This window comes from Corynebacterium sp. ES2794-CONJ1 (assembly GCF_025660615.1).
Lineage (GTDB): Bacteria > Actinomycetota > Actinomycetes > Mycobacteriales > Mycobacteriaceae > Corynebacterium.
Map to the genome: position 1 here is coordinate 443,982 of NZ_JAOTIM010000001.1, position 14,484 is coordinate 458,465.

Sequence of the window (14,484 nt, forward strand, 5' to 3'; positions counted from 1 at the left end):
AAGTATTGTCAAGTACTCAGATTATCGGGTAACAGTGCTGGACATGGAGACAAACACGCCCAATTGTGCGCCTCTATTAACTAGTGATATAAATAACACCCGCCTGACGTCCGGTATTCCCGTCCCGACGATAAGAAAAGAATTGTTGATCACTGATGGTGCATCGGTGATCACAGTCGATCGAGCGTACTCCGAGAGCGTATAACTGGTTTATGATCCCCGCACGCAGGTCCAGGCCCGGGGTCTGCTTAAGAGTTGTTGTACGCGCACCGCTAAGATGTCGTTCCACGTCGGCCGCCATAGCCTCCGGCACCTCATAAAAGTCGCCCGAGGCCGCAGGGCCTATGAGGGCATGCATCCGAGACGGAATTGCCCCAAGTTCTACCATGCGCTCGACAGTACGGCGAACAATGCCATTTCGAGCCCCCATGCGCCCGGCGTGTACCGCGGCCACGAGCGGAGCCTGCGAATCACTCAGGAGAACGGGAACACAATCAGCCACGAGAACACACATACCCAGCTTCGGCGTCGCGGTTATGAGAGCGTCCGTTGCCGGCACAGGTTGGTCTGTTGGATATTCGACAACGGTGATATTGGGTGAGTGGATCTGCTCCATCCACACCAAATTTTGTTCGTCGAGCCCGACTAATCGCGCGAGCCGCGCTCGGTTCGCGCGCACGTTGTCCTCATGGTCACCCACGTGATCTCCGAGGTTGAAGGAATCATAGGGGCTTGGGGAAACGCCTCCACGCCTGGACGTGAAGAACTGGCGCACAGGGCGCGCAGGGAAATCGGGGCCCTGAGGCCCCTCAGGCTTGGGCATATGATCTAGTAACGCATGAAGTCGGGGATGTCGAGATCGTCGTCATCCTCGGGGCGCTTTGGGGTCGGTTCGCTTATACGCGATGTAAATAAACCCCCTTTGCCACTGGAGGTATCCGAGGAGAATTCGTAGCGTCGATGGCGCGCATCATAGCTCTCTTGACTTTCACCGCTTTCACCCGAGCCCATAATCCCAGACGTGGGTGATGGTTCTGGGGTAGGTGATGCAGCCATGGCAGGCTGAGAGTCGGTGGAATTGTTGTCCCCGGTGTTATCGAAACCAGCCGCAATGACGGTTACCCGAACTTCGTCTCCCAGGTTGTCATCGAAGATGGTGCCGAAGATCAGGTTGACGTCTTCGTCGGCCTTTTCTTGAACCATCGACGCCGCCATATTCACTTCCATAAGTCCCAGATCAGATCCGCCTGCCACTGAAATCAGCACACCCTTAGCGCCTTCCATGGTGGATTCGAGCAGCGGGGAGTTAATCGCTTGCTGGGCGGCTTCCATCACACGGTTCTCACCGCTGGCTGAGCCCACGCCCATTAAGGCGGTTCCCGCATTAGCCATCACGGTTTTGACATCATTGAAGTCAAGGTTGATAACGCCTGGAGTAGTGATGAGCTTGGTGATGCCCTGGACGCCGTTGTGGAGCACTTGGTCAGCGGCGCGGAAGGCTTCCATCATGGAGAGGTTCTCGTCTCCCAATTCGAGGAGTCGATCATTAGGGATCACGATGAGGGTATCGCAGACCTCAGCTAGCTTCTCAATACCTTCGATGGCCTGCTTGGTGCGGCGGCGACCTTCGAATTTAAAGGGGCGGGTCACCACACCCACTGTCAGAGCTCCCTGCTTGCGCGCAATAGAGGCGACCACTGGGGCGGCACCGGTTCCGGTTCCCCCACCCTCACCAGCGGTTACGAAGACCATATCGGCACCCTCGAGGGTTTCTTCGATTTCTTTTTTGTGATCTTCTGCAGATTGGCGTCCAACTTCAGGATTAGCTCCGGCGCCAAGGCCTCGGGTGGCCTCGCGTCCGATATCGAGCTTGACGTCCGCATCGGTGAACATCAGTGCCTGCGAATCGGTATTCACGGCGATAAATTCAACACCCTTCAGACCTTCTTCGATCATGCGGTTGACTGCATTGACGCCACCGCCGCCAACACCAACGACCTTCATTACGGCGATGTAGTTATCTGGGGAAGTCATAAAGAAGACTCGCCTTTCTGGAAATTCTTGTGCTCGTATTAATCTAGCTGTCACCCTTTCGGGCTGTGGTCAACCAGAAAGCGTGAAGGTTTGTAGCTTCTATCTTCGCGGACGAACCCAAAAATTCTTGGTACATTTTCGTGGCGTGTCGATACCCTCAACCTAAACTTTAGAGTTTTGACATGCGATTTTAGCGTTGCGGCTCGATATTTCTAAGGGACGACAGAAACGATCGGCGCACCTGAGATATCAATGGTTTGCTCGGGTCGAGTCACCGCTACCGACAAAGCGATTGCTTTATCATGACTATTCTCATTGCTACCCCAAAAAACCCGCTTTCCATCCTTAAGAAGGAGTGCCATACTGCTTGCCGACGGTGCTTGGATCTCCGCAATCGCCGACCGCTCCGCAACGCCAATACTCTCGATTACCCCCAGGATATCGCGGTAGCCCTGGTCATCGGTCACCCCTGTCACTGCAATGAGCCCCTCGGGGTGCGGTTCGACGACAAAGACCCGCCCTTGACGGTCGATGAGGTGATCCCCGTCCTCTTTAGCTTCGTACATCACTGGCTCGTGCTCAACGATTTCGATTGCCACGGTGCTCGGAAGCTGGGTTTTTACTGTGGCCGTCAGTACCCACGGCAAGGCAACGAGATCCTGAGCAATATCCTGGGTATCTACTCGCACCGTATTCGTACCGATCAGCGGATCGGTGACGTTCTGGATATCTTCGGCGTGGGTGTGCTGGCTACCTTGGGAGATAATCTCCTTAACCGTAAATACGGGGAAGAAAAAGGCGATGGCGAAGAGAATGAGGCATATTGACCCTATGCCTACCAAGGTCAGTGATATCTTTTTCGCCATCATCAGATAAATCGATCCTTTCCAGGTCCTAGGCACCGGTGGTTAGCTCGTGAAAAAGGGACGCTCCCAACATGGTCACGCTTCCTGCCCCCATCGTGATCACCAGGTCGCCTGGTTGCAACTGTGGCGCAATAGTGGCTGCGGCTGCGGAAAAATCTGACACAAAGCTAGCTGGGATAGTCATAGCCGAGGTGATAATCTGTGAGTCCACTCCCTCTACAGCTTCCTCGCGGGCGCCATAAATATCCAAGACATAGGCACGATCTGCAAGCGATAAGGCGCTGGCGAATTCCGAGGAAAATTCTAGAGTACGGGAATATAAGTGGGGTTGAAACACAGCAACCAAGCGTCCGTGGCCTCGAGCGGCTATTCTCTCTCGTGCGGCTTGCAGCACGGCCGCAACTTCCGTGGGGTGATGGGCATAATCGTCGTAGAGATCAATATCGTTGGCACTACCACGGTACTCAAAACGACGGCGCACCCCACCGAAGGCAGAAATTCCGCGAACCAAAGCAGCGAAGTCCCCTCCAGCGGCCACACCTGCGGTCACGGCGGCCGCAGCATTTAGCACCATGTGCTGGCCTGGAATGCTCAGGCTGATAGGCATCGACCGCTCCCCCATCTTCAGCACGGCGGTGGTGTGATCGGTGCCGGTGCTCATCGATTCAACGATCGTATGAGCAATGTCGGGATGCTGTGCGGCTGCCTCTGGTGTGCCATATCCCCATACCACCGTGAAGTCCTTAAAGTCCTCTCCCAACTGTGCGGCAGCTGGATCATCGAGGCAGACAATCAACGTACCTCCAGAATCTATTCTCTCCGCGAAATCGTAAAATACCTGCATATACGCATCATTGGAGCCGTAATAGTCGAGGTGATCGGGCTCCATATTGGTTACTACCGCAATATCGGGGCTATACCGCAACAGCGACGCATCCGATTCATCCGCCTCAGCTATGAAGAACTGGCTGAGACCGTGATGGGCATTCTTGCCTGAATCGCTGAGTTGCCCACCGATCGCATAGCTGGGATCCATGTCCGCGTGGTGCATCGCTACGACGGCCATCGAGGTGGTCGAGGTTTTGCCATGGGTTCCGGCGATGAGGATTTGCGTTTTATCGGCCATCAATTCTCCCAGGAGATCGGAGCGCCGAATCACTGGAATACCAAGTGAGTTGGCGTGCGATAATTCTGGATTATCTGGTGGGATCGCGGCGAATGAGGTGACAACCACAGTAGGGAGCTGACCTGAGAGGGTGAGGTTGTCAGCTGCGTGTCCGACAGCGATATGGGCGCCCAAGGTACGCAAATCACCAAGAGCCGGAGATTCTTTGATATCCGATCCAGATACCACAAGCCCCCGTTCAAGAAGGATACTGGCAAGCCCTGACATACCGGCGCCTCCAATTCCCACTAGGTGAACTCGGGACAAATCATGTGAGGTGACCATGCTATCTTCCAATTCTTTAACTATGACTATGATCGAGCAACGATATCGGCCACGATATCGGCGATCGTATGGCTGGCATTACCCACCCCAGAGATCTTTGCGGCCTCACGCATGCGCTGCAGTGCATCGGGGTCACGCAGCAATGCGTCCACCGTATCAACCAGGCGGTCGGATAGTTCGTGATCTGCAATAATGCGGGCAGCACCTGCATCAACCACGGCTCGCGCATTGAGCCCCTGCTCTCCGTTGCCATGAGGAAGCGGTACATAGAGCGCGGGGACTCCTGCGGCGGTAATTTCTGCCACCGTCATAGCTCCAGAGCGGCACACGATGAGATCTGCAACCTGGTAGGCAGCCGCCATATCTTCGATATAAGGCACGCTCACCAGGTGTTCCCGAGCAGTGGGAGCGGTATTATTGGGCCCGTGTGCCAAGAGGATCTGATATCCGCGAGCGATAAGCTCATCGGCGTGCTGTTCAATGGCATCATTGAGCGACTTCGCCCCCTGAGAGCCACCAGTGACGAGTAAAGTATGGCGCGTTTCATCGAGGTTCCACAGCGACTGTCCACGCTCACGAGCCGCACGAATATCACTATCACTACCAAGTGATGAGCGAATAGGGATACCGACCACACGCCCGGGCATCCCAGAGCCTTTAACGGCGTTCAACCCTAGGCCACCAATTTTTTGGCCCAGTTTATTGGCTAGGCCAGCCCGTGCATTTGCTTCATGAACCACAAAGGGCAGACCTAGACTGCGCGCCGCTAAATATGCAGGCGCTGCTACATACCCCCCGAATCCCACCACTACATCAATGTCATTATCAGTGAGGATACGACGAGTCTGCCGAATGGTATCCAGGAGCCTGAATGGGAGTTTCATCAGGTCTTTATTCACCCGGCGCGGTACGGGTACCGGCGGAATCATGCGCAGCTCGAAGCCGCGTGCCGGTATGAGGTTCTTCTCTAATCCTTTGGGACTACCTAAGGCTATGACGTTATAACCGCGGCTTTTTAACTCCCCCGCCACTGCGAGTGCCGGTTCGATATGCCCGGCGGTGCCACCGCCAGCGACGAGGATATTCACTGTCTTTGTAGTCATAATTGTTCTCAGTTTAGTCTCCATCGCATCGAACCGCTGGTATGCGCTCCGAGGTTGATCTGAAATGGCTTTTGCTCAGAACTATGAGCGGGGATATTCTCGGCGCGGTGATCGCCTGAGCGAGTTCCCGTTCATGTGACGGCGCCCACGAGCCTGTCGCGGTTGAGTTGGCTGTGGCGGAGTCCGACGCTGATTGCGCGCAGGTAGCTGCCGCGTTATTGGTGTGTGGCTTGCCCTTGTTCCCGTCCGAGGGCGTGCAGCGCCTGGGCGGTCGAGGCCCTCAAGGTGGGGTTCAGGGAGCAACAATACCCGGTCGATCCAGGGCCGGCCATTTGCCTGCATCGCTGAGATTGCATCGCTTTCATGACGCGCCGCGCTCGCAACGAGGCCCATGGCGCCCAGAGTAATGATCGCCGAGGTTCCACCCGATGAAATCATAGGCAATTGGATACCCGTCACGGGGAGCAGGGCCACTACGTAGGCGATATTAATGAAGGCTTGGAGCACGACAGCCATGACAAGTGTGGAGGACAGGAGACTGAGATAAGGGCTGGAAGATTTCTGAGCGATACGCAGCCCGATATAGCCCAACCAAGCGAATAAGGAAATGAGAAGAACTCCACCGATCAGCCCGATCTCTTCACCAACTATGGCGAAGATGAAGTCATTATGAGCCTCTGGGAGGTAGAACCACTTAGCACGTGATTGCCCGATTCCTACTCCCGTGATCCCTCCTTCTGCTATGGAGAGTAGACCTTGATAGGACTGGAAGGATGAATGGGTAGAGTCCTCAAATTTGCCCCAGAAGATATTGAGAAATACCGTAATGCGGTCTTTTCTGAATTGGGTAGAAAACAGCGAGAGTCCGATGACTCCGATGACCAACAGCATCCCCATGGCACCAAGGAAACGGATGTCCACACCCACGAGGAATAGCAAAACCACAACGACGAGCATGAAGCTGATTGCCATCCCAAGGTCGTGCTCGGCGACGATGAGCATCGCCATCACTGCGGATACCACGAGGTACTGGACTAGCGGTTCGTGCATTGAGGTCATCCGCAATTTTTTTCCGGCTAGTTTATCGGCGCCCCACATAACAATGGCAACGCGAGCGATTTCCGAAGGCTGAATGGTCAGCGGCCCTAGGGTTATCCATGACTGCGAGCCCGTTTCCGCTAATCCCGTTCCGACCTGGGGAATGAGGACGAGGATGAGTAGCAAGATGGAAACGGCGAGAATAGCTGAGCTGAGTCGCCTTACTACCTGAGGGCGGATCTTTAAGGCTGCCCACAGGGCTACAAAGCCGAGGGACACCATGGTGAGCTGGTGCAGCGGTAGAGTCCACACGCTATTGGCTTCTCGTTCGGATTTTGCCACGGCCGCACTTGAGACCATGATGAGGCCTATGGTGGCAAGTAGCGCCACCGTTATTAAAATATTGACATAGTCGAAATAGGGTCGTGCGCTATTGTCTTTTAGCCTCATCGTGAGCTGGTGCCAGAGGCCTGGGCGCGCTGTGGACTTCGCTGTCATGGTCTGAACCCTCTTCTCATTGGTGATGCTCTGCTAGGTACTTCTTTGCCGCTTGGCTAAAGATATCCCCTCGCTGGCCCATTCCGGTGTACATATCTAGGCTTGCAGCGGCGGGCGCCAAAATCAGGCTATCGCCGGCGCAGGCTCTGTCACTTAACCAGGCGACAGCGTCGTCCATCGCGATAACGGGATCTTTTTCTGCAATGGAATAGACCTCTATATCAGGCCTATGATGTGCCACAGCACGGGCGATGGTCTCACGATCGACACCAAGAAGTGCTACGGCCTTTAATTGAGCTGCATATTTCTTAACCAAGCCGTCAATATCGGCGCCCTTAAGTTGTCCACCGGCAACCCATAAGATGGAATCGTGACCGGCGAGGGCGGCGTCTGCGGCGTGAGGATTGGTTGCTTTTGAATTATCGATCGCTTGGATGCCTCGCTCGTAAGCGATGACCTGGCCGCGGTGGCCAGCGCTTTGAAAATTCTTTAGAGCGCGAGCGATGGCTTGGGGCTCAACGCCCACAGCGCGTGCAGCGGCGGTGGCAGCTAAAGCATCGTAAAGTCCGGCAGGTCCCGGTGGCTGAATCCCCGCTATGGGAGCGATATACTCTTCTTCGGCAAAAGCTCGGTCACAAATCTTAGAATTACGCACACCTATTTGACCTTTGCGGGGCTCCTCCGCCGTAAAGGTTACGTTAGCCTTGGAGATGAAGGGACGACTAGCGACGTCATCGGCGCCCGCGATCGCGTGCTCTGCGGTGAGAATTTTGGCTTTATCCTCACAATAGGCCTGCATGGAGCCATGCCAATCGAGGTGATCTTCAGCAAGATTGAGCAATACACCCACATGGGGTCTCAGGTCCTCAGCCCAGTGCAGTTGGAAACTCGATAATTCGGCGACCACAATATCGACTCGCTCGCTCGCCTCCAGGGCCTCCGCGATTGATACCCCGATATTGCCCACCGCTTGGGCCTTGGCCCCTGACTCTCGCATCATTGCAGCGAGCATGGAGGTCGTGGTGGTTTTCCCATTAGTTCCTGTGACTGCCATCCATGTGCGAGGAGGTCCAAAGAAGCCAGCCTGATCAAGGCGGAAGCACAACTCCACATCGCCTATGACTGTGACACCGCGCTGAGCGGCAGCGTCAAAAAGTGGAGTGTCAGGGCGCCACCCTGGTGACGTTACTATGAGGGCGGTATCCGCTAGTGCGTGGTGCGCCCGTTCGGGAGTAATACCTGGGACTCCGGTGAGCTCCAGGGCGATGGCGAGTGCGGTCTCATTGGAGTCTACAAGGGTTACGTCATGGCCTTGGTTGCTGAGCAGGCGTGCCATAGCGGTACCAGATACGCCGGCTCCGGTTACGAGAATTGGTCCAGTGATATTCATTTAGTTGACTCCGTAGGAGAGAGATTCGCTGAAGAAAATCGCTAGCCCTACTCCGACGCTGAGCAGAGTGAAGGCCCAGAAGCCCCACACCACATGGATTTCGCGCCAGCCCCCTTTTTCGAAGTGATGGTGCAGCGGGGACATTCTGAAGAATCGCTTCCCCGTGGTGCGGAAAACTGCGACCTGAATGATGACGGAGATGGTTTCGAGAACGCAGATCAAAGCGATGATGATGCCCAGTAATTCGGTGCGGCTCATAACCGAAAGTGCGATCACCATGCCGCCGAGCGCCATGGATCCGGTATCGCCCATGAAGATTCGGGCAGGGTTGCGGTTCCACCACAAGAAGCCGAGGCTCGCCCCAATGCCGCTGGCGGCGATGATGGCTAGATCGAGGGGGTCTCGTACGTCATAACAGCCGGGTACGGCTGCGACACTACAGGAGTTTTGATATTGCCAAAAGGTGATGACGGCATAAGCTGAGAAGACGAGCACTGAGATGCCCGCCGCTAACCCGTCCAAGCCATCGGTCAAATTCACTGCATTCGACCATGCGGCCACCACCAAGTAGATGAAGGGCACAAAAATGATCATGCCCAAGCCCCCACCGAAGGCAAGATCGATGGTGTCTATATCACGCACAAAACTGAGATGAGTGCTTCCGGGACTAAGCCCATCCTCATTAGGGAACAAAACGATGGCGATCCCGAAGCAGATTCCGATGACAGCTTGGATCACTAATTTTTGTGTCTTCGTTAAACCTAGATTGCGCTGACGAAAGATTTTAATATAGTCATCGGCAAAACCCAGTCCCCCGAGCGCAAGGACTAAGGCGAGGGCGATGATGCCACTGGCACTCGGACCGCCATGACCGTTCAGAGCCCCGTAGACCGTTGCGAAAGCATAGGCGAGTACGATGGATACCACAATGGCAAGGCCACCCATTGTGGGCGTACCCCTCTTTGTTTGGTGGGACTCTGGACCTTCCTCCCGGATCTCTTGGCCGATCCCTGAGGCCCTAAATTTGCTTGTTAAGACCCCGGTCAGGCTCATAGCGATAATAAAACTACTAAGCGCGGCAATAATAATCTGGGTCATGGGTTATGTACTTTCCTGGTTATCTTTTATCGTTATGCGGTTATGAGGAAGCAGCCTATCTGCTACCTCCCAGAGGCCCAATGCATGTGAAGCCTTAATAAATACCACGTCGGACTCGTGGCAGATATCTTCGACTCGTGCTGCCGCGGCGTCCGGGGTCATTTCTTGGTAACTTTCTACTCCCCGGGTGAGGGCATGAGAATAGATTGTTGCCGCAGCTGGGTCTTGACCTACCGCTATGACGATATCGATCCCCTGATTGACGGCGTAGTCGATAATCTCTCGGTGGGCGGCAAGTGCTTCATCGCCTAGTTCCCCCATGGCCCCGAGCACTGCGATTACCCGATGAGTGCGCATTGTTATAGCTGCATCGATACCTGAGCGCATAGATTCCGGGTTGGCGTTGTAGCTATCGTTGATGACCACTAGGTTATCCGTTGGGCGAATATTGACATCCATACGGTTAGCTGATGTCCCTTGGTGAGAATTTAGTCCCGCGACGATATCTGCAAAGGCGATTCCCGCTCCCACGGCCGCAGCCGCGGCGGCAAGAGCATTAGAAACCTGATGAGCACCGAAAATATTGAGGTGGATAACCGCGTTTTCGCCACCGTAGTGCAACGTGAACCGGGCCCGTGAGAGCTTATCAAGGCTGATATCACTGGCCCACAGATCGGCCGGCTTTTTCGTGGAGAAGGTGAGAATCCGCGCGGATGTCCTTTGGCGCATCTGCATGACTAAGGGGTCGTCCGCGTTGAGCACGGCTACCCCTTGAGGGTCGAGAGCTTCGACCAACTCTCCTTTGGCGCGAGCAATAATTTCTTTCGACCCAAATTCCCCCATATGGGCGCTTCCTATATTGAGCACCACTCCAATCTGTGGAGGTGCGATCTGAGCTAGGTGAGCGATGTGTCCGAGTCCGCGCGCACTAAGTTCTGCGACAAGATACCGGGTGCTTTCGGTGCAGCGTAAGGCGGTATAGGGGTGGCCAATTTCGTTATTAAAGGAGCCCGGTGGCGCGACGGTTTCTCCCGCGAGTCGCGCAATACTGGCGATGATATCTTTGGTACTTGTTTTGCCGGCCGAGCCAGTAACGCCGATCACGGTGAGTTGGTCAAGACGGGTGATCAGGTGGTGAGCAAGTGTGGCTAAAGCGGCGAGCACACTGCTTACCGAACCGTCCTGGTCGTGCTCTGTGGCATATGAATTGCTATCTGCGGGGCCGATATGCGGGACAACGACCGTGGGTACGCCCGTAGGCCGCAAGCCCATGACGGCCTGGGCTCCCCGCTTCCGTGCTTGTTGTGCGAAGTCATGGCCATCTACGCGGGCTCCTGGTATTGCTAGAAAAAGATCGCCTGGTTTGATTGCCCGCGAATCAAATTCCACTGACCCATCCACGATTTCGGAGCCGGTGGCGTCCACGACAATTCCGCCCACGGCGGTGGCGATCTCATTTAAGCTCATGGCGATCATTTGCGGGATCTCTTTTCTATGGCCAGGGCTAGTTCTTCCCTATCGTCAAAGTGGTGATTGACTCCGTTGACCAGCTGTCCTACTTCATGCCCTTTTCCAGCGATAATGATCGAGTCACCAGGCTGAGCCCAATTCACTGCGTATTCTATTGCGTTTCTGCGATCCCCGATTTCTATGACGTCACCGCTCTCCTTTTCTTCCCGTGCCCCAGTGAGCATGGCCTGTCGGATCTGTGCTGGATCCTCCGAGCGCGGATTGTCATCGGTGACCACCAAAAGATCGCTAAGCCCTGCAGCTATCTGACCCATTACTGCCCGCTTAGATTCATCGCGGTCCCCGCCGCAGCCAAGAACAATGCCCACACGACCCTGAGTTTGTGCTCTCACGGTCTCTAATATGGCCTGTACTGCTGCTGGTTTGTGCGCATAATCAACCACAGCCAGAAAATCTTGACCACCGTCGATACGTTCCATGCGTCCGGGCACCCCGACGGTAGCTAAGCCCTTGACTGCCGCTGATATATCGAGTCCGAGACTATCGACGAGGGCTAGGGCGAGGCCCGCATTCGCGCTATTAAAACGCCCTGGCATAGGAAGGACAACTGGTACCGAATTAAAGCTAAACTCCTGAGATCCCGCCTTGGCACTGCGAATGCCGGTGACCTCATAGTGAGTGCTCTGACTCGTATAATTGTCCACAGTCCTTAAAGCACGGGCTAGCGAACCCGCTCTGAGCAGCATTTTCTTTCCCCATTCATCGTCGGTGTTGATAACGGCTCGAGATGCGTGGATGGCTGATTGGGGATCGAATAAAAGGGCCTTAGCCTCGAAGTACTCTTCCATGGAGCGGTGGAAATCAAGGTGGTCTTGAGAAAGGTTAGTAAACCCTGCGAGATCAAAATGAACCCCATTGACACGCCCTAGCATAAGAGCGTGGGAGGATACCTCCATAACCACGTGGGTCACACCGCTATCGAGCATTTGGTGGAAAAGGGCTTGCAGAGTTGGGGCCTCTGGGGTGGTAAGTGAGGTAGGCACCTTCACGCCATTAATCCTCGTGCCCGTGGTGCCAATAATGCCAACCTTTTTCCCCGCTGCCATGAGACAAGCCTCTAACAGGTAGCTTGTGGTGGTCTTTCCAGATGTGCCGGTGATACCAATAACGGTTAAATCAGCAGAAGGGTCGGAAAATATATAACTGGCGACGGGGCCGAGAATGGAACGAATATCCTCCACCACTAAAATGGGGCGCTGTTCTCCTTCATCTTCAAGGATGAGCAATCCTTTGCGATCGGTGAGAATAGCTGCTGCCGCGGTGGAGCCTGCAAACTGGGCGCCGTGGACACGGGTGCCTGGTAAAGCGGCAAAGATTTCACCTTCCTGCACCGACGCCGAGTCGAGGCTAATGCCAGTGATCCCTCCCCGTGCTGCGTCTGCGTTCACCAGAGTCGCACCTGCAATGTCGGCAAGAATCGATAGGGTGATTCCTTGCTGCTGATTCTGCACTGTCACTAACCTTCTCTCCACATTGTATTTTTTGCTCGGTAGCCCTATATAAGGGGGGGATTCGCCGGTTGCTAAGGAACCTGCAGGATCATCGGACCTGAATCGGGGGGACTCAGCGGAATATTATCGCGATCGAGAAGCCAGCTCGCAACATCGTGGAAGAGCGGCGCTGCTGATTGCCCGCCTTCACCGTGAACACCACGTTGCGGCCGATCTAACATAAGGGCCACAACGAAGCGGGGGTCATCCGCTGGAGCGATACCGGCGAAAGTGATCCAGTATGCGGAATTGGAATAGGCCTGGGTGAGGGGATCAACCTGCTGTGCGGTACCAGTCTTTCCGGCGATTTGGTAACCCGCAATCGCTGCCGTGCTACCGGTTCCTTGTTGCAGTCCACTGGGATCGGATTGGGTGACAGAGCGGAACATATCTACCACGGTTTGCGCCGTTTCCTTACTCACTACCCGAACTCTTCGAGGTTCCGGTTGTTCAATAACGGTGCCTGAAGTATCACGGGCTTCAGCGATAATGCGAGGTTCGATACGCTCACCGCCATTAGCGAGAGTTTGGTAAACTCCAGCCATTTGAAGCAATGTCCAGCTCATGCCTTGGCCGATGGGAAGATTAGCGAAGGTTCCTCCCGACCACTGTTCGATCGGCGGTAAGAGTCCCTCCGACTCGGCAGGCAATTCAATGCCCGTGGGATGTCCAATGCCAAATTTCTTGAGTAAATCCCCATAGCGCTGCTCGCCAAGACGTTGGGCTAGCATGAGGGTTCCTACATTGGAAGATTTTCCAAAAATCCCAGTAGTGGTATAGGGCACTGGTCCATGGTCCCACGCATCTTTGACGCTGACTCCCGCCATGTGGATGGATCCTGGGACGGTGAGCACCTCATCGGGCGTGCTCACACCATCCTCAATGACGCCGGCGGCAGTAATGATCTTAGCTACCGATCCAGGTTCAAAGGGCTCGGATATCGTAGGATTTCCGAAATTCTTGCCTTCGTCGAGTTGCTTTTGCAGATCACCGGTGTTATCAACGGCGTCCGTATTAGCCATAGCCAGAACTTCACCGGTGTGGGCGTCGAGAACAACTGCTGATGCGCTCTGTGCTAAAGAATTTGCTTTGGCTTGTTCTAGTTGTTGTTGCACATAGGTTTGCAGATCCAAATCGAGGGTGAGGGTAACGCTTCCTCCGTCGACGGGCAGGGTCTTATCGCGACGAGTACCTGGGATGACGGGTCCCCCATTTGAAACATCGTACGTGTACTGGCCATCGCGGCCAGCGAGAAGAAAATCTCGCGAGGCTTCGAAGCCGAACTGCCCCGCACCCTGGGGGCTTACTTTGCCTAAGACATTAGAGGCAATGGCACCGTTAGGGTATTCCCTTAAAAATTTATTCTCCACCACAATGCCGAAGAACTTATCGGCAACCATCTGCGCTATATCTGGGTCTACCCGAGCGACCAGAACCGAGTAGGTACTGTCGCTAGTCAGCGTCTGATAGATCTCCTTGGCGGAGACGTCATGATGGGAGGCTGCGTTCTCGGTGATGATGGAAGCTATTTCTGTTGCATAATTGCGCAGATAGGTATCGACGAGGCCCTCAAGGACGCTATCGCGATCTTTAACGGCTATGCTGCCCCACTTGCCTTCTTTGATCAGATCCATTTTGATCACATAGGGAAGCTCGTCGCGCAATAGATTCGGGTGAACGCTTAACATACTCGATCGCATGGTGAATGCGAGTTTTTTACCTTGTCTATCAACAATCTCCCCGCGCTTTGCATGATCCTCGAATACTCGGGTGCGCTGCTGTTCGGCGCGAGCGGCTAGTTCCGGTCCCCAAGCGATATCGATAAAAGCCATTCGCCCGATAAGAACGACCGCGATCACGACGGTTAATACTCGCACTAGAGCGATCCGCTGGCGCATTGCTTTTTGTGGGGCAGTCTTTTGTGGCGCTTTCTGAGGTCGTTCGGGCGCTAGATTCGGGTAACCGCGAAGCCGGGACGAGCTATCCT

Annotated in this window: 11 protein-coding genes; all 11 read right to left on the reverse strand. The window is 54.8% G+C overall.

What is annotated here, in order from left to right; all coding sequences use genetic code 11:
* Window positions 1-76: 76 nt before the first annotated feature.
* The 11 genes from pgeF to N7326_RS02090 all read right to left on the reverse strand — a co-directional run bounded on the left by pgeF (window position 77) and on the right by N7326_RS02090 (window position 14,395).
* Window positions 77-823, reverse strand: coding sequence for a peptidoglycan editing factor PgeF (pgeF, locus tag N7326_RS02040; RefSeq protein WP_263088068.1), 747 nt, complete (start codon window positions 821-823; stop codon window positions 77-79).
* Window positions 824-828: 5 nt separating this feature from the next.
* Window positions 829-2,034 (reverse strand): cell division protein FtsZ, encoded by a 1,206-nt coding sequence (ftsZ, locus tag N7326_RS02045; protein WP_259076128.1) that lies wholly within the window; start codon window positions 2,032-2,034, stop codon window positions 829-831.
* Between the two features lie 212 nt (window positions 2,035-2,246).
* On the reverse strand, window positions 2,247-2,903 hold the full coding sequence (locus tag N7326_RS02050) for a cell division protein FtsQ/DivIB (RefSeq protein ID WP_259076126.1): 657 nt from the start codon (window positions 2,901-2,903) through the stop codon (window positions 2,247-2,249).
* 25 nt (window positions 2,904-2,928) lie between these two features.
* Entirely contained in the window at window positions 2,929-4,350 is a 1,422-nt protein-coding gene (murC, locus tag N7326_RS02055) for a UDP-N-acetylmuramate--L-alanine ligase (protein WP_263088069.1), read from the reverse strand.
* A 26-nt stretch (window positions 4,351-4,376) separates the two neighbouring features.
* Window positions 4,377-5,453, reverse strand: a complete 1,077-nt coding sequence (gene murG, locus N7326_RS02060; protein ID WP_263088070.1) for an undecaprenyldiphospho-muramoylpentapeptide beta-N-acetylglucosaminyltransferase — start codon at window positions 5,451-5,453, stop codon at window positions 4,377-4,379.
* A gap of 81 nt (window positions 5,454-5,534) precedes the next feature.
* Complete coding sequence (locus tag N7326_RS02065) at window positions 5,535-6,989, reverse strand: peptidoglycan glycosyltransferase FtsW (RefSeq protein WP_259157631.1); 1,455 nt, start codon at window positions 6,987-6,989, stop codon at window positions 5,535-5,537.
* Window positions 6,990-7,005: 16 nt separating this feature from the next.
* On the reverse strand, window positions 7,006-8,379 hold the full coding sequence (murD, locus tag N7326_RS02070) for a UDP-N-acetylmuramoyl-L-alanine--D-glutamate ligase (RefSeq protein ID WP_263088071.1): 1,374 nt from the start codon (window positions 8,377-8,379) through the stop codon (window positions 7,006-7,008).
* Window positions 8,380-9,477 (reverse strand): phospho-N-acetylmuramoyl-pentapeptide-transferase, encoded by a 1,098-nt coding sequence (mraY, locus tag N7326_RS02075; protein ID WP_259076093.1) that lies wholly within the window; start codon window positions 9,475-9,477, stop codon window positions 8,380-8,382.
* Window positions 9,478-9,480: 3 nt separating this feature from the next.
* Window positions 9,481-10,953: a UDP-N-acetylmuramoyl-tripeptide--D-alanyl-D-alanine ligase gene (locus N7326_RS02080; protein WP_259157629.1), complete on the reverse strand. Its 1,473-nt coding sequence runs from the start codon at window positions 10,951-10,953 to the stop codon at window positions 9,481-9,483.
* Window positions 10,950-12,458, reverse strand: coding sequence for a UDP-N-acetylmuramoyl-L-alanyl-D-glutamate--2,6-diaminopimelate ligase (locus N7326_RS02085; RefSeq protein WP_259076088.1), 1,509 nt, complete (start codon window positions 12,456-12,458; stop codon window positions 10,950-10,952). Before N7326_RS02085 ends, N7326_RS02080 begins: the two co-directional genes overlap by 4 nt.
* 71 nt (window positions 12,459-12,529) lie before the next feature.
* Window positions 12,530-14,395 carry a peptidoglycan D,D-transpeptidase FtsI family protein gene (locus N7326_RS02090; RefSeq protein WP_263088072.1) on the reverse strand — a complete coding sequence of 622 codons (1,866 nt, stop codon included), beginning with the start codon at window positions 14,393-14,395 and terminating at the stop codon, window positions 12,530-12,532.
* Window positions 14,396-14,484 lie beyond the last annotated feature (89 nt).